The organism is Acuticoccus sp. MNP-M23, from assembly GCF_031195445.1.
Classification (GTDB): domain Bacteria; phylum Pseudomonadota; class Alphaproteobacteria; order Rhizobiales; family Amorphaceae; genus Acuticoccus.
The window spans coordinates 2870653-2886636 of the sequence record NZ_CP133480.1 but is presented as its reverse complement, the minus strand read 5'-3'; the positions used below and the strand labels follow the sequence as shown (position 1 = coordinate 2886636).

Here is a 15984-nt window from a genome sequence, read left to right as displayed (position 1 = left end):
ACGGGCCTCGCGACGCTGCTCCTGCCGGCGCTCCTGACGCCGCTCCTGCGTGTTCTGCTGCTGACGTTCCAGACGCCGCTCGCGCAGGCTCTGCCGGCGTTCGCGCTCCTGCCTTTGCTGCCTCTCCTGACGGCGCTCCGCCTGGGTGTTCTGCCTGCGCTCGCGGACACGCTCCTGACGGCGCTCGTTGGCGCGCTGTTCCCGCAGGCGTTCGCGGCGTTTGCGTTCGGCATCGGTCAACTGCTCGTTGCCGCCATTTTGCCGGCGCTCACGCAGCCGCTCCTGACGCCGTTCGGCAGCGCGCTTCTCACGCAGCTCCCGGCGCTCCCGGTTGGCGCGGTTTTCCTGCCGCTCTTTGCGGCGCTCCTGCTGCGCGTTCTGGTTGCGCTCACGCAGGCGCTGCTGGCGCAAGCGCTCTTGTTCGGCGCGCCGCTCGGCACGAACCCGCTTCTGGTTGGGCGTCAGGTTCTGCTGCTGGCCCTGCCGCTGCTGCTGGCGCTGCTCCTGCTGCCTCTGCTGGCGTTGCTGCTGCTGGCGCTGTTGGCGCTGCTCCTGCTGCCTCTGCTGGCGTTGCTGCTGCTGGCGCTGTTGGCGCTGCTCCTGCTGCCTCTGCTGGCGTTGCTGCTGCTGACGCTGTTGGCGCTGCTCCTGCTGCCGCTGCTGGCGTTGCTGCTGCTGGCGCTGTTGGCGCTGCTCCTGCTGCCTCTGCTGGCGTTGCTGCTGCTGGCGCTGTTGGCGCTGCTCCTGCTGCCGCTGCTGGCGTTGCTGCTGCCGCTGCTGCTGTCGTTGCTGCTGCCGCTGCTGTTGGCGCTGCTGCTGCCGTTGGTTCTGGTTTTGATTCTGACCCTGCTTCTGCTGCTGACGCTGCAGGCGCAGCTCGCGGCGGCGCTTGCGCTCCTCATCGGAAAGCTGCCCAACCTGCAAACCCGGCTCACTCGGTGCCGCCGTTCGCACGAACGGTGTCGCCACGCCTGCCGAAGCGGGCACACTTTCTGCAACCTTGGCAAGACCCGGCGACATCAACCCGAAGGTTGTCAGGCCAACCACAAACAATTTAGCCATCTGGCGCATTGCGTATCCTCGTTCTTTTATCGGGTGGCTGGATAGCGGGCAGTGAATGTACTGTTTCTGAACAATGCAACGCCCGGCGTGGTTCAGCCGTCTCGCCAGAATAATGAGGGGACCCCCGAAAGCCCCCTCAAGAGATTGCCGCGTCGTCGTCTGATCTGCGCTCAGATGTGGATGGCGCGCCCGTAAGCATCCAGCACCGACTCGTGCATCATTTCCGACAGGGTCGGGTGCGGGAAGACCGCGTGCATCAGGTCTTCCTCGGTGGTTTCAAGGTTCATCGCCACCACGAAACCCTGGATCAGCTCGGTCACTTCGGCGCCCACCATGTGCGCGCCCAGAAGCTCGCCGGTGGTGGCGTCGAACACCGTCTTCACCATGCCGTCGGGTTCGCCGAGCGCAATTGCCTTGCCGTTGCCGATGAACGGGAAGCGGCCGACCTTCACCTTGCGGCCCGCTTCCTTGGCCTTGGCTTCGGTGAGGCCGACGGAGGCCACCTGCGGCTGGCAGTACGTGCAACCGGGGATCTTGCCCTTGTCCATCTCGTGCGGGTGCTTGCCGGCAATCCCCTCAACGCAGATGACGCCTTCGTGCTCGGCCTTGTGCGCCAGCATCGGCGGCCCCGCCACGTCGCCAATGGCGAAGATGCCCTTGACGCTGGTGCGGCCCATTCCGTCGGCGACAATGATGCCGCGATCGGTCTTCACGCCGACCTTCTCCAGCCCCAGCCCGTCGATGTTGCCGACAACGCCAACGGCCGAGATCACGCGGTCGAATTCGCGGACTTCCTTCTTGCCGCCGGCCTCGATGGTGGCCTTCAGCGTCTTGCCCTTCTCGATCCCGGCAACCTTGGCGCCGGTGATGATTTCGAGGCCCTTCTTCTCAAGTTGCTTGCGGGCGATCTTGGCAATCTCGACGTCTTCCACCGGCAGGATCTGGTCCATCACCTCCACCACGGTGACCTTGGAGCCCATGGAGTTGAAGAAGCTCGCAAACTCGATGCCGATGGCGCCTGAGCCAACCACCAGAAGCGACTTCGGCAGCTCCTTCGGCACCATCGCCTCGAAATAGGTCCAGATCCGCTCCTTGTCCGGCTCCAGGCCGGGAAGGACGCGCGGGCGGGCGCCGGTGGCGATGATGATGTTCTTGGCCGCGTAAGTGCCGCCGACCTTGGCGCCCTTGGGGGCGTCCTTGCCCTCCTCCACCTTCACCTTGCCCGGTGCCTCGATGGTGGCCGTGCCCCACAGCACATCCACCTTGTTCTTGCGCAGGAGCATCCCGACGCCGCCGTTCAGCTGTGCTGACACCCCGCGCGAGCGCTTCACCACGGCGGAAAGGTCGAACGACACGTCCTTGGCGGAGAGGCCGTAATCCTTGGCGTGGTTCATGTGGTCGAAGATTTCGGCAGAGCGGAGCAGCGCCTTGGTGGGGATGCAGCCCCAGTTGAGGCAGATGCCGCCCAGATGCTTGTTCTCCGCCACAGCGGCCTTCAGCCCGAGCTGGGCGGCGCGGATGGCGGCAACATACCCGCCCGGCCCGCCGCCGATGATGATGACGTCGTATGCCTGCTCGTTCTGAGCCATGGTCGCTCCTCGTCGAAGAATTTTGGCCGATGCTAACCGGAGATTTGCGAAAAGTCCGCCACTTGTCGCGTCACGTCGCGCAGGGCGGCCAGAAGCGCCAGACGGTTCGCCCGCAGTGCAGGGTCGTCCGCGTTGACGTGCACCGCCTCGAAGAAGGCGTCCACCGGCGCCCTGAGCCTTGCAAGCGCCGCCATTGCAGCCTCGTAATTCTCGCCGGATACCGCGGCGGAGACCGCACCCGCCGCCTCGGACACCGCAGCGGCCAGCGCCTTCTCCTCGGCCTCCACCAGCGCCGCCGCATCCACGGCACCCTTCACGGCTGCGCCGTCCTTCTTTTCCTCAGCGCGCAAGATGTTGGTGGCGCGACGATAGCCGGCCATCAGCGTCGTGCCATCGTCGGAGGCGAGGAAGGCGGTCAGCGCGGCAATGCGGTTGGTGATGTCCACAAGGTCGATGCTGGTAAGGGTCGGCAGGATGGCGCGGACTACCTCGGCCGGCACGCCGGCGTCGCGCTGCTGCACCACGAAGCGGTCCACCAGGAAGGCGCGCTGATCGCCCCCTTCGCCGAAATTCTGCGCACGGGCGAGCCGCTCTTCCGGGCTTGCATCCATCGGCTCCTGCGGCCGCAGGCTTTCCATCAGCTCGGAGCCGCCGTGGACGCCCCAGGCGTCGCGGATCAGCCCCTCGCCTGCGGCGTCGCGCAGCGGCAGGCGCAGCTTGTGCTCCAGAATGATGCGGATGATGCCGAGCGCCGCGCGCCGAAGCCCGAACGCATCGCCTGAGCCGGTCGGCTTTTCGCCCGCGGCCCAGAGGAACATCAGCTGGTCGAGCTTGTCGGCGAGTGCCACCGCAATGGCGACCTTCCCCTCCGGCACGGCGTCCGACGGTCCCACAGGGGCGTAGTGGCCCTCGATGGCGGCGGCAATCGCATCGTCCTCGCCCTGCACGGCGGCATAGCGGCGGCCCATGTAGCCCTGAAGCTCGGGGAACTCGCCCACCATGCCGGTGGCAAGGTCGGCTTTCGCAAGCCGTGCCGCCCGTCCGGCAAGCGAAACATCCGCGCCAACCCGGGGCGCGATCAGCTGCGCCAGTGCCTCGATCCGGTCGACCCGGTCCAGCTGGCTGCCGAGCCTGTCGTGGAAGGTCACGTTGCCGAGCGTCGCCAGATGCTCTTCCAGCGAATTTTTCAGGTCCTGCTCCCAGAAGAAGCGGGCGTCGGCCAGGCGCGCGCGAACCACGCGCTCGTTGCCGGCGATGATCGCCGCCCCACCGTCGCTGGCCTCGATATTGGCCGCCAGCACGAAGGCGTTGGAGAGCTGCCCGGTGGAAGCATCGCGGGTGACGAAATATTTCTGGTTCACGCGGATGGTGAGGCGGATCACCTCTTCGGGAAGGCTCAGCGTCGCCTCGTCGAAGTGGCCGACCAGCACCACCGGCCACTCCACGAGCCCGGCGACCTCTTCCAGAAGTCCGGGGTCGTCCACCAGCTCCAGCCCCAGCGCGAACACGGCATTCTTGGCAGCTTCCAGAATCTGGTCGCGCCGCCGGTCCATGTCCACGATAACCTTCGCCCGCGTGAGGGCAGGCGCATAGTCGTCGAGCCGGCGGACGCGGATGGGTTCGGGCGCATGAAAACGATGGCCGACGGTGGTGTCCCCCACCGGCACGTCGCCGATCGCGACCGGCACGATCTCCGGGTCTTCGTTCTCTGCGCCGAAGGTCGCCACAATCGACGTCATCGGGCGGACCCAGCGCATGGCACCGGCTTCGGCCGAGCCGGCACCCCAGCGCATCGTCACCGGCCAGGGAAAGCGGCGGACCGCCTCGACAATGGCTTCGCCGCACACGTTGATCGCTTCGCGGCCTGGCACCACGGTGCGGGCCACGTAAAAATCGCCCTTCTTCGGGTCGTTCACGATCTCGGCAGCGTCGATGGAGGCAAGCCCGCTGGCGCGCAAGAAGCCCTCGAGCGCCTTTTCGGGGGCGCCGACGCGCGGTCCCTTCCGCTCCTCGCGCTTTTCCGCCGAGCGGGCCGGCAGGCCCTGGACGGACAGGATCAGCCGCCGCGGCGTGGCGCTGGCATAGGCGCCCTCGTAGGTGAGGCCCGCCTCCACAAGGTGGTCGGTGACGAGTTTCTTGAAATCGCCTGCGGCGCGACGCTGCATCCGCGCAGGGATTTCCTCGCTCAGGATTTCGACGAAGAGTTCGGGCATGGGGTGAAACGCCGGTTCAGACAGGAAGACGGTCGGTAGCACCGGACGGCGCCGGACAAAACCCTCCATGGCGCGCTTGGGGGCTGCCTTTGCCCCCCATGCCCCATTTCGGCGTCGCGGTCAGGGCGCCTTGCACACGGTCGCCACCGTTGGCGGCACGGTCACCGCCATGGAGGAGCCGCGTCCCGTTCGCGACATCACGCCCACAACCGCCCCGTCCGCCGAAAGGAGCGGCGCGCCAGACGTGCCGCGGGGCGACGGGCAGCTCAGCAACAGCTCCATGCCGCCGACCTCGGCCAGCACATCGCATCCGGCGCGCTGTTGAAGGTGCACGCGCGGCTGCCCGTAACCCACAATGGTCATCGGATCGTCGGTTGCGGCGGGCGGGCCGAGCGGCAGGGTCGCCGGCGGCGGGCTGGCGAGACACAGGGCCACAAGGTCGCCGCCCAGCGGTTCCACTGCCTTCACGCCGCCTTCCGCCACCCATGTCATCCGCGAGTAGCCGTACAGCAGCGTCAGGCTCTCCGGCGCTACGCCCGCCACGCAATGGGCCGCGGTCAGCGCGGTGTCCTCGGATATTGCAGCAAACGTGCAATGCCGCCTCGCCGAAAAGCCTGCATGGTTGAGCCGGCCGATGGCAGGCTCGGTGCCGCTGGCACGGGCTTGCGGGGCGCCGGCACACAGGAGCACCGCTGCTGCAAGAAACGTTGCAGCGCGCATCAATCGCGCAGACCGAAACCGAACGTGTCGGCGAACGGATCCGCCTCGCAGGTCCCCACCACCGTGCAGCGCGCATTGTCGCGCGTCTGCACCCGGTAGGGGCGGACCACCTGATCGTAGAGCGTGCACCAGCTCACGTCGGTCACAAACATCTTGTAGGTGCGCGCGCCGGTGGTGATGACCACCTGCCCTTCCCGGTTGATCAGCGCCTGAACCTGCTGGCACGTCATCTTGCGCGTGTCCGGCCGCCCTTCTGCGTGTGCCGTGGCGCCGAAACCTGCCGCCAGAAGGGCAGCGATGATGATGGTTCGCATGGGGCAACTCCCTCTCGTCTTGTTGTTGTGCTTGACTTCGGGTGGCCGTCGGCGGCACTTCACCGCGCCATGGCGCGCCCGATCCTCTACCTCGACATCAGCCGGCTTCTCCGGCGCTACGAACACTTCGGTGGGCCCACCGGGGTGGACCGCGTCGACATTCAGTACGCCGAGTGGCTGACACGGCAAACCCTCTTCGAGGGCATTGCGGTGACGCGCAGCAGGCGCGGCCTGCTGGCTCTTTCCGCACAGACGTTTGCCACCGTGCTTGCCACCCTCAATCGCCGCTGGGGCCGCGATGTCCCGCCCGGCTTTGGCCGCGAGGGCCGCAACCTCCTTCATTATGGCACAGAGCGCACGGTGCAGAGGCTCGCCCGCTGGCGGCTCTTGTCCGGGGCAACCGCGCCGAACCCGGCCGGACGGCCAAGCCTTTACCTCAATGTCAGCCACGAAGGGCTGGACGTGCCGCAGAACTACGCCGGCCTGCCCGGTGCCAAGGTGGCGCTCGTGCATGACGTGCTCCCCCTGACGCACCCCGAATATGACACGCGGCGCACCACCTTGCTGCACGGGCGGCGTGTTGCCGCCATCGCCGCCCATATGGACCACGTGATCGCCAACTCCGCGGCCACGGTCGACGAGCTTCGCGCGATCACGCCCGCCGCCAAATTCGGCACCACGGTTGCGCACCTTGGCCCCTCCCTTGCCGCGCCGGCCGCACCGGCCCCGGCGCAGCGGCCGACCTTTGTCCACCTTTCCAGCATCAACCGCCGCAAGAATCTGGGGCTTCTGCTCCACATCTGGCGCGAGATGGCAGCCGATGGCGTGGCCCCGCATCTCGCCATCATCGGCCGGCGGGGCAACGACAACACCGCGCTGGAGCTGATCGACCGCTGCGACGCACTGGCCGACCACGTGACAGTGCATGGCGCGGTAAACGACAGCGAGGCGGCGGCCATTGTTGCCAGCGCCCGCGGCCTGCTGACGCCATCTTTCGCCGAAGGGTTCGGCCTTCCCATTGTGGAGGCGCATCACATGGGTGTGCCGGTGATCGCATCGGACCTTGCGGTCCACCGCGAAGTCGGCGGCGCCGCTGCCATCTATTGCGCCCCCACGGACGGCCCGGCGTGGCGCCGCGCCATTTTGTCCATGGCAACCGACGATGCCGCCCACGCCGCGCGCGTCGCCGCCATCGTTCCGCCCCCGACGTGGCAGTCCCATCTCGAGACGGTCGAGGCCGCACTGCTGCCGCTCGCCCGCTGAGGCGCCCGCTCAGCCGATGCTGACAACCGCCTCGCCATCGACGGTGCGGCTCCAGTCCAGCGCGTCCTGATGGCTGGCGACCACCTCCAGCACCGGCGCACCTGCAACAATTTGAGCCCCAGGCGGCGCGATCACGCGCACCCCGGCACCCTTGTCCTCCGGCGCACCGGCGGCCCGTGCCAGAGCGCCCAGCGCCGGACCGTCGATCCCCGCCACCGTGCCGCTGCGGCTCGCGCAGATGGTGCGGACAAAGGGCCCCGGCGTTGCCGTCTGCCGCCGCCCCTGCGCATCCACAATCGCCTCGAAGGCAGAAAGTGCCGCGCCGCTTTCCAAAAGGGATTCCGCGCGTGCCCGCCCGGTTCCAACCGGCACGGACGGATCGAACGCCAGCATTTCAGCGGCAAAATCCAGCGCTTTCTCCCGCAGCGCAGCGCTGGCGCCCGCGGCGCCCTCCAGCACCGCCCGCACGTCGATCAGCTCCAGCGCCGGCCCCACCGCCGTGCCGATCACGCGGCTCCCGTCGGTCACGAACGCGCGCACGGTAAGGCCGACGCCGGACCCGACCGTCTCGAACAGGGTCGCCAGCTTTGCCGCCTCCGCCCGCGTCTCGGTCTTGGCGCCTCGCCCGGCCGGAATGTCGATCACCACATGGGTGGCGCCCGCCAGAAGCTTTTTGGAGAGGATCGACGACACGTCGAGAAGGGCAGAGCGGATGCCGAGGGGGCGGTTGATGGCGTTCATCACATCGTCCAGCGGGCTGTGGCTGATCCGCCCGTTCCAGGCGATGGTCGCACCCGCGGCTGCAATGGCTGCACCCATGTCCGCCCGTGTCAGATCCACGCGGGCGGCGCACTCCATCACATCCGCTGTGCCGGCTGCCGAGGTGATCGCGCGCGACGATATTTTCGGCACCAAAAGCCCGTGGGCAGCGGCAATGGGCACGGCAATCATCGAAATCCGGCTTCCGGGAACGCCGCCCAGCGAGTGCTTGTCCACAACCAGCGGCCGGTCCCACACAAGAGCGTTGCCGAGCGCCGCCCGCACCCGCGTCAGCGCAATCACCTCGCTGGTGGTGAGGCTCTGCGCGGCGGCGACCAGAAATCCGGCGGTCTCGCCCTCGCTGTAGTTGCCGGCCACCAGATCCAGCGCAATCTGCTCGATCTCGGCCGTCTCCAGCGTGCAGCCAGCCACCTTGGCCCGCAGGAGATCCCGGCTGCCGGCGGCACGGGCGCGCTGCACCGTGACCTCAGACCCGGACGCGAGCCCGAGCCGCTCCAGCGCAGGAGCGGACAGTGCCGCCTCCCCCGGCCCCACCAGCGTGCCGGCGTCGCAAAGGGCAAGCCGGGCGCGAACCCTGCGGCTGCCCGCGACCACATCCACCCGCTCGGCCGCACCCAGCTGACCGGCGCGCACGCACAGGCTTTCGCGCGCCACAAAACACACCGCCTCGCGGCCCATGCTGACCGGCGCTGCGGCAAGGGTGAGCGGCAGATGCGCTGCCCCCAGAAGGGCTGCCAGAAAACGCGCGACCCCCACATCGGCCGTGGCGTTGTTGGCAATCTCGATCACCGGGCCGTGCGCACGGATGGGCACGGCACGCGACAGGCGCGCGGCCACCGCGGACGCATCCTCCCGGCCGCGCGCCCTGAGCCGCGCTGCCACAATGTCCGGCGGCGCGGTGATCGAGAGCACCACAACCCTCGCGGCCGCCGCCTCGAATGCCGCGATTTCCCGCCGCGAGCCGTTGACCACCACGTTGCGGCCTTCACCCAGCGCCTCGCGCACGGCCTGGCGGACCCCGTAGAACAACCCGTGAGCGCCCCAGCTTGCGAGAAAAGCTCCGGCGCGTTCGGCGGCGGCAAAGCTGGCCTCGTCCATCGCCTCGTGCGCCTCGCCGCCGGCCTCGGCAGGCCGCGTCACCACCCGCCGCGCGAAGGCGAACGCGGGGTCACCGGCAAGAGCGGCCCGGGCGCCGTCGATCAATGTGTCCTTGCCGGCGCCACTCGGCCCCACCACCAGAAAAAGCGTTCCCTCAGCCGGTGGCGTGCCGCTCTGCGTATCGGATGTGTTGGCGGGGGTCGGCTCGTGTGAGTGGGGGTGCCCTGCCGGGCGCGTGCCTGCGCGCAGCGCCTTCCGGGTCACCAGGGCGGCTGCCAAATCGGACCGGGCGGCGGCGATACCGCGCGGTGCACCGCTGCCGGAAGCGCCCGGCGCAGCGTCATCCGGGGGACGGGTCGGTAAATCCGCGGGGCCGGTTCGCATCGGAACGCCCTTCGTGTTGAACGATGACCCTTCCATACAAGGCCCGTGCCTCACACAGAAGGCGCTGCGCCGGTTTCACGCAGGAAGTTCGCGCACTCGTAATCGCCCCGCGCAAAACCCTCGCGCCTCCACCATGGCAATTGCGGCAAAGAAAAAGCCCGGCCGCGGGGGCCGGGCTTTGCGTCAGAGCATCAGTGCTCGATGTTGCGCCAGAGCTTGCGCTTGGTCAGGTAGAGCAGCAGCGCCAGCACCGCGAGGAAGATCATGACCTTGAAGCCCATCTCCTTGCGCTGCTCAAGCTTCGGCTCCGCAGCCCACATCATGAACGCCGCGACATCTTCGGAATATTGTTCCAGCGTTTCGGGCGTCCCGTCAGTGTAGGTCACCTGACCGTCGCGCAGCGGCGGCGGCATGGAGATCCAGTCCCCCGCCAGGAAGGTGGGGTTGTAGTACTTGCCCGGCACCGGCTCCACGCCGTGCGGCACTTCCTCGTAGCCCTGCAGCAGCGAGTAGATGTAGTCCGGCCCGTTCTCCTGGTAGTTGGCGAACGCGTCGACAATGAAGCCCGGGAAACCGCGGTGGTCCGCCCGCGCCTTCGCCAGCAGCGAGAAGTCGGGCGGGTAGGCGCCGCCGTTGGCTGCAGCCGCCGCAATCCGGTTGGGGAACGGCGGCGGGAAGTTGTCGGTCAGGAGCGCCGGCCGCTCGAAAGGCTGGCCGGTCTCGTTGTTGATGTCGCTGATCCGGTACTCGGAGGCGATCTGCTTGGCGGCCTCCTCGGACATGTGCGGCCCGGTCTCGTCCGTCAGCGAGCGGAACGCCACCAGCTGCATGGAGTGGCAGATGCCGCAGGCCTCGCGGTAAACCTTGAGCCCGCGCTGGAGCTGCGCGGTCTCGTACTGGCCGAACACACCGCCAAACGACCATTCGTGCTTGTGGATGTGGACCTGCTCGCCCTCGGCGGCAGCCGCCGGCAGTGCTAGCGAAGCCGCAATGCCGGTTGCCAGAGCGGCGCGGCGCAGGAAGGCGCCGCAATTCATCATCGTCATTGCGATCAATCCTTCTGCGCTGCGTTAGCGCTGCCTGGCTGGGTGGGCGCCCCGGCCGCGGGTTCACCGGCAACGCGCGGCAGATTGCGGCCACGCTGCCGCTTGCCGCCCCAGATCCAGTTCTGGTCCTGGGCGTTGGGGAGGCCGTCGTCCTTGTGCAGCACCGCCTCCGAGATGGAATTGGGCATCGGCTTGGGTTTCTCGATCAGCCCCAGCACCGGCATCAGCACCAGGAAGAAGCCGAAATAGTAGGCCGTGAAGATCCGCGCCAGAACGATGTAGACGCCTTCAGCCGGCTGTGCACCGAGCCAGCCCAGCGCCACCGCGGTGACGACGAACAGCCAGAACGCGATCTTGAACATCGGCCGGTACTTGGCCGAGCGCACCTTGGACGTGTCGAGCCACGGCACCACGAACAGCACCAGGAGTGCCGAGAACATCGCGATCACGCCGCCGAGCTTGGACGGGATGGCGCGCAGGATCGCGTAGAACGGCAGGAGATACCATTCCGGCACGATGTGCGCCGGCGTCGCCAGCGGGTTGAACTCGATGTAGTTGTCCGGGTGGCCGAGATAGTTCGGCGCATAGAACACGAAGTAGCCGTAAAGGAGCATGAAGCAGACGAGCGCGAACACGTCCTTCATCGTCACGTAGGGGTGGAACGACACGGTATCCTTGGCGGACTTCACCGAGACGCCGGTCGGGTTGTTGTTGCCCGAGATGTGCAGCGCCCAAACGTGCAGGAACACGATGCCGGCAATCATGAACGGCAGCAGGTAGTGGAGCGCGAAGAAGCGGTTCAGCGTCGGGTTATCGACCGCGAAGCCACCCCACAGCCATTCCACGATCGCAGGCCCGACCAGCGGGATCGCCGAGAACAGGTTGGTGATCACCGTGGCGCCCCAGCCCGACATCTGCCCCCAGGGCAGCACGTAGCCCATGAACGCGGTGGCCATCATCAGGATGAGGATGATCACGCCGAGCATCCACAGGATCTCCCGTGGCGCCTTGTAGGAGCCGTAGTAGAGCCCGCGGGCGATGTGCATGTACACCGCAAAGAAGAACATCGACGCGCCGACCGCGTGAATGTAGCGCAGCAGCCAGCCGTAGTTCACATCGCGCATGATGTGCTCGACCTGATTGAACGCCAGCTCCGTGTTTGCTGCATAATGCATCGCGAGCGTGATGCCCGTGAGGATCATGGTGATCAGCATGAACATCAGGATCGCGCCGAACGTCCACATGTAGTTGAGGTTCTTCGGCGTCGGGAAGGCGATGGCCTGCTCGTGAGCAAGCGAAAACAGGGGCAGACGCGAATCGATCCAGCGGACCGTCTTGTTCTGCGGCTGGAAGGACGAAGTCCCGTGTCCGGCCATGATTGTCCTCTCTGAAGATTCGGTTAGCCGACGACGATCGAAGTGTCGGAGGCGAAAACATAAGGCGGAATGGCAAGGTTCTCCGGAGCGGGACCCTTACGGATACGGCCGGCCGTGTCGTAGTGCGAGCCGTGGCAGGGGCAGAACCAGCCGCCAAAGTCGCCGGAGGTGCCCAGCGGAATGCAGCCAAGGTGCGTGCAAACGCCAATCATCACCAGCCAGGCCTCGTTCTCGGGCGCCGCGCGGTTCTCGTCGGTCGCCAGCTCGTCTGCCGCGCCGCCGAGGTTGGGGTTGCGCGCCTCGGTGTCCGCCAGCGCGGACATCGGGGTTTCCCTGGCAGCCTCGATTTCCTGCTCGGTGCGGCGGCGGATGAACACCGGCTTGCCGCGCCACATCACCGTCATCGATTCGCCGACCCCAAGGTTGGCAACATCAACCTCGATGGATGCCAGCGCCTCGGATGAGGCGTCCGGGTTCATCTGGTCGATAAACGGCCACGCAATCCCTGCGACACCCACCGCGGCGACGGCCCCGGTCGCGATGTAGAGGAAGTCGCGCCTCGAATGTTCGTCTCCAGGTCCGGTCTCGTCAGCTGTGCTCAACGCACCTCTCCCACGCTCGAATGGTTCCAAGCACCAATTGCAACGCCCTGACCGCTCTGTCCAGATCGCAATCGGTCAGACTCGTTGTCGCAAATCATAGTATCGCGGAGCTAGCGGGTCGAAAACTGGCCGGCCGACGCTGCCCCGCCAACCCCGACAGAACGCCCCAACGCCCCATGGACATCGCCCTTTACGAACCCGATATCCCACAAAACACCGCAGCAATCCTGCGCACTGCGGTGTGCTTTGATGCTGCGGTGCACATTGTCGGACCTGCCGCATTCGACCTTTCGGACCGTGCCACACGCCGCGCCGGGCTCGACTATGCTGCGACAGCGCGGCTCAAGCGCCACACCAGTTTCGATAATTTCAAAAGTGCCGCATGCGGCAGAATTGTCCTTTTCACCACCCGCGGCACCGCGTCGCTGGAGGCGTTTTCGTTTGCGCCGGACGACACACTCCTGTTCGGGCGCGAATCGGCCGGTGTGCCCGATGCCGTCCATGACGCCGCAGACGCGCAGGTACGCATCCCCCTTGCCCCTGGCGCCCGTTCCCTCAACCTTGCCGTCGCCGTGTCCATCGGCCTGTGGCAGGCGCTCTCCACAACCCACCAACTGAACCCGAAAGGCCCTTCATGACGAACGCTGCCCAGAAAGGCGGCCCGCTGCCCGATGCGGACACGCTTCAAGCCCGCCAGAGCGAGGCGCGCCACTGGTTCGAAGACCTGCAACGCCAGATCCACACGCTGTTCGAGGAACTGGAAGCCGAAGCCCCGCCCGTCTCCGAGGCGGATACACCCGGCGCGTTCGAGCGCTCGCCGTGGCAACGCACCAACCACGATGGCGCGGACGGTGGCGGCGGCACCATGGGAATGCTGAACGGGCGCCTGTTCGAAAAGGCCGGCGTTCACACCTCCACCGTCCATGGCACGTTTTCCGAGCAGTTCCGCGGCCAGATCCCCGGCGCTGCGGAAGACCCCAAATTCTGGGCCTCCGGCATCTCGCTGATCGCCCACCCGTGGAACCCCCACGTCCCCACCGTGCACATGAACACCCGCTACGTGGTGACCACGCGCAACTGGCTGGGCGGCGGCGCCGACCTGACGCCAATGCTCGACCGCCGGCGCGGCCAGGACCACCCCGACACCGTCCTCTTCCACGACGCCTTCCGTGACTGCTACGGTCGGCACGAGGGCGTGCGCGACTACGCCACCGACAAGGCATGGTGCGACGAATATTTCTCGCTCCCCCACCGCGGCAGCGAGATGCGCGGCATCGGCGGCGTCTTTTACGACTACCAGTTCTCCGGCGACTGGGACGCCGACCTTGCCCTCACCAAGGACATCGGCCGCACCTTCATGGCCGCCTACAGCGCCATCGCACGGCGCACCATGCACGAACCGTGGACCGAGGCCGACCGCACCGAGCAGCAGATCCGCCGCGGCCGCTACGTGGAGTTCAACCTCCTGCATGACCGCGGCACCATCTTCGGCCTGAAGACCGGCGGCAACGTGGAGTCGATCCTCTCCTCCATGCCCCCCACGGTGCGCTTTCCCTGAAGGTCAGTTCGGCACGGCAATGCGCGGGCTGGGGTCTTCCATCTCGTGCAGCCGGCGCGATGCGGTCTGCGCAATGCGCAGCGTCAGGGTGCGCCGTGCAGGGGCGGCAAGCCGGGATACGGTTGCGGGGCGGATGATTTCTGCCTCGAAGCCATCGGTCATGATGAGGCCCTCCCCTTGCGGGAAGATGTCACCCACCTCGGGTGTCGATGCGAAGAACAGCCGGTCGCAATATGCCTTGTATTGCGGCCACTTGCTGTCGGCGCGAAAATCAGCAAGGCAGGATTTTATCTCCACGATCCAGATCTCGCCATCTGCGCCAAGGGTGATGAGATCGGCACGGCGGCCGGAGGGCAAAATCAGCTCCGGCACCACACCGTGGCCCATTTCGCGCAACAACCGCCCCACCCCGCGCCGCACCTTCAGCGCGGCAGGGGACTGGCGGCCGTCCAGCATCGGCTCCACATCGAGGGCGCAAAACATCGGCATGACCTGCCAGAACTCCCTGCAAAGGGCTATGCGCGCGAGCACGAACCCAGAACAGCGATAGATCCAGACCAGCCCGCCGCGGTCAAGCATCCGGACTGCGGCGCAGGCTTGCGCAACCGCATTTCATGCAATAATCAAAGTTACATGAAATGCGACAGCCGTCTCTCTTCCGTACTCCACGCCGTCCTCCACATGGCCGACCACGACGGGCCGATGCGCTCCGAGGAAATCGCAAGGTGCATGAACACCAACCCGGTTGTGGTGCGGCGGACGATGGGTTTCCTGCGCGAGGCGGGGTTCGTCAGATCGCAAAAAGGCCACGCCGGCGGGTGGACCATCTCGGCCAACCTTGCGGACATCACCCTGCGTCAGTTGCACGTAGCGCTCGGCGAGCCGGCGGTCTTCGCCATCGGCAACCGCACTGAAAATCCTGCGTGTCTGGTCGAACAGTCGGTCAACACCCTCATCGACGAGACGCTTGGCGAAGTGGAGGCACTGCTTCTGGCCCGCTTCGCCTCCGTGACCCTTGACGACCTCGCAGCCGAATTCCGCCAGCGACAGGCCCACTGGCGCCGGACCAATGAGGACAGCCGATGATCCACGATGTCATCATCATAGGTGGCAGCTATTCCGGCATGGCGGCTGCGCTGCAGCTCGTTCGCGCGCGCCGCCCCGTCCTGGTGGTCGACGCCGGATTGCCGCGCAACCGCGCCGCCTCACACGCGCACGGCTTCATTAGCCAGGACGGCACACCGCCGGCCGACATCGCACGGGGCCGCCAAGGCCCAGCTGATGGCCTACCCCGCGCTCAGCTGGATTGACGGCATGGCGACAACGGCGAGCGCGGAAGCGGACGGCATCACCGTTCGGCTGGCCGACGGCAGTGCGCATTCCGGCAAGCGGCTGATCCTCGCAATCGGGGTTTCGGACACGCTTCCCCCGGTCAAGGGGCTGGCGGAGCGGTGGGGCAATTCCATCCTCCACTGCCCCTACTGTCATGGCTACGAGCTGGACGGACAGCCCATCGCGGTGCTGGCAAGCGGGGAAATTGCCATTCACCAGGCGTTGGTCTGCGCAGACTGGGGACCGGTCACCCTTCTCCTCAACGACGCCTTCGTCCCCGCCGATGCCGACCTTCAGGCGCTGGCGGCGCGCAAGATCGCGACCGAGCGAAGCGCCGTCACCCGCATCGAAGGCACGGCCGACGTACGCCTTGCGGACGGGCGCGTCCTCCCCTTCGCCGGCATTTTTGTGGCACCGAGAAACGCCCCGTCCACCGGCCTTGCCGCAACGCTCGGCTGCGCGGTGGAAGAGAGCCCGTTCGGGACGCAGATCCGCGTCGACGGGACCGGCGAGACATCCGTGCCGGGTGTCTTTGCCTGCGGCGATGCTGCTGCGGCGCCGCATTCGATTTCGCTTGCGGTGGCGAGCGGCGCAATGACCGGCGCCCGCGCCCACCAGTCCCTCATCTTCTGAGGTGATGTCGGGCA

Annotated in this window: 16 protein-coding genes; 7 read left to right on the top strand and 9 right to left on the bottom strand. The window is 67.0% G+C overall.

The genetic code is table 11. The features are described 5' to 3' along the window. Nucleotides 1–114 precede the first annotated feature (114 nt). Complete coding sequence (locus tag RDV64_RS13375; protein ID WP_309195416.1) at nt 115–1107, top strand: hypothetical protein; 993 nt, start codon at nt 115–117, stop codon at nt 1105–1107. Between the two features lie 125 nt (nt 1108–1232). Here RDV64_RS13375 and lpdA read toward each other — a convergent pair whose 3' ends face one another. The 4 genes from lpdA to RDV64_RS13355 all read right to left on the bottom strand — a co-directional run bounded on the left by lpdA (nt 1233) and on the right by RDV64_RS13355 (nt 5898). Beyond that, nucleotides 1233–2651, bottom strand: coding sequence for a dihydrolipoyl dehydrogenase (lpdA, locus tag RDV64_RS13370; protein ID WP_309195415.1), 1419 nt, complete (start codon nt 2649–2651; stop codon nt 1233–1235). Nucleotides 2652–2683: 32 nt separating this feature from the next. Next, nucleotides 2684–4864, bottom strand: coding sequence for a glycine--tRNA ligase subunit beta (gene glyS / locus RDV64_RS13365; protein ID WP_309199505.1), 2181 nt, complete (start codon nt 4862–4864; stop codon nt 2684–2686). Nucleotides 4865–4984: 120 nt separating this feature from the next. Continuing rightward, nucleotides 4985–5584 (bottom strand): serine protease, encoded by a 600-nt coding sequence (locus tag RDV64_RS13360; RefSeq protein ID WP_309195414.1) that lies wholly within the window; start codon nt 5582–5584, stop codon nt 4985–4987. After that, entirely contained in the window at nt 5584–5898 is a 315-nt protein-coding gene (locus RDV64_RS13355; RefSeq protein ID WP_309195413.1) for a hypothetical protein, read from the bottom strand. Before RDV64_RS13355 ends, RDV64_RS13360 begins: the two co-directional genes overlap by 1 nt. Before the next feature lie 69 nt (nt 5899–5967). Between RDV64_RS13355 and RDV64_RS13350 the strand changes: the two genes are divergently transcribed. Then, complete coding sequence (locus tag RDV64_RS13350; RefSeq protein WP_309195412.1) at nt 5968–7161, top strand: glycosyltransferase family 1 protein; 1194 nt, start codon at nt 5968–5970, stop codon at nt 7159–7161. 9 nt (nt 7162–7170) lie between these two features. Here RDV64_RS13350 and phnN read toward each other — a convergent pair whose 3' ends face one another. From phnN to petA, 4 genes are all read right to left on the bottom strand, one after another. Continuing rightward, the gene (gene phnN, locus RDV64_RS13345; protein ID WP_309195411.1) at nt 7171–9303 is read right to left on the bottom strand and encodes a phosphonate metabolism protein/1,5-bisphosphokinase (PRPP-forming) PhnN; all 2133 of its coding nucleotides are present in this window, start codon (nt 9301–9303) and stop codon (nt 7171–7173) included. Between the two features lie 311 nt (nt 9304–9614). Next, nucleotides 9615–10469: a cytochrome c1 gene (locus tag RDV64_RS13340; RefSeq protein WP_309195410.1), complete on the bottom strand. Its 855-nt coding sequence runs from the start codon at nt 10467–10469 to the stop codon at nt 9615–9617. 5 nt (nt 10470–10474) lie between these two features. Next, nucleotides 10475–11845, bottom strand: a complete 1371-nt coding sequence (locus tag RDV64_RS13335; RefSeq protein WP_309195409.1) for a cytochrome b N-terminal domain-containing protein — start codon at nt 11843–11845, stop codon at nt 10475–10477. A gap of 23 nt (nt 11846–11868) precedes the next feature. Continuing rightward, nucleotides 11869–12447, bottom strand: a complete 579-nt coding sequence (petA, locus tag RDV64_RS13330; RefSeq protein WP_309195408.1) for a ubiquinol-cytochrome c reductase iron-sulfur subunit — start codon at nt 12445–12447, stop codon at nt 11869–11871. Between the two features lie 176 nt (nt 12448–12623). On the opposite strand from petA, the gene RDV64_RS13325 reads away from it, so the two are divergent. Continuing rightward, on the top strand, nt 12624–13085 hold the full coding sequence (locus RDV64_RS13325; RefSeq protein ID WP_309195407.1) for a tRNA (cytidine(34)-2'-O)-methyltransferase: 462 nt from the start codon (nt 12624–12626) through the stop codon (nt 13083–13085). Next, complete coding sequence (hemF, locus tag RDV64_RS13320) at nt 13082–14005, top strand: oxygen-dependent coproporphyrinogen oxidase (RefSeq protein WP_309195406.1); 924 nt, start codon at nt 13082–13084, stop codon at nt 14003–14005. The genes RDV64_RS13325 and hemF overlap by 4 nt, the downstream gene beginning before the upstream one ends. Before the next feature lie 3 nt (nt 14006–14008). Here hemF and RDV64_RS13315 read toward each other — a convergent pair whose 3' ends face one another. After that, nucleotides 14009–14494 (bottom strand): MmcB family DNA repair protein, encoded by a 486-nt coding sequence (locus tag RDV64_RS13315; RefSeq protein WP_309195405.1) that lies wholly within the window; start codon nt 14492–14494, stop codon nt 14009–14011. Between the two features lie 144 nt (nt 14495–14638). Between RDV64_RS13315 and RDV64_RS13310 the strand changes: the two genes are divergently transcribed. Genes RDV64_RS13310 through RDV64_RS13300 form a run of 3 tightly spaced genes read left to right on the top strand, consistent with a single transcriptional unit; the run spans nt 14639 to nt 15970 of the window. Continuing rightward, nucleotides 14639–15091, top strand: a complete 453-nt coding sequence (locus tag RDV64_RS13310; protein WP_309195404.1) for an Rrf2 family transcriptional regulator — start codon at nt 14639–14641, stop codon at nt 15089–15091. Further along, nucleotides 15088–15315, top strand: coding sequence for an FAD-dependent oxidoreductase (locus RDV64_RS13305; protein ID WP_309195403.1), 228 nt, complete (start codon nt 15088–15090; stop codon nt 15313–15315). The genes RDV64_RS13310 and RDV64_RS13305 overlap by 4 nt, the downstream gene beginning before the upstream one ends. Further along, nucleotides 15287–15970: an NAD(P)/FAD-dependent oxidoreductase gene (locus tag RDV64_RS13300; RefSeq protein ID WP_309195402.1), complete on the top strand. Its 684-nt coding sequence runs from the start codon at nt 15287–15289 to the stop codon at nt 15968–15970. Before RDV64_RS13305 ends, RDV64_RS13300 begins: the two co-directional genes overlap by 29 nt. Nucleotides 15971–15984: the final 14 nt, after the last annotated feature.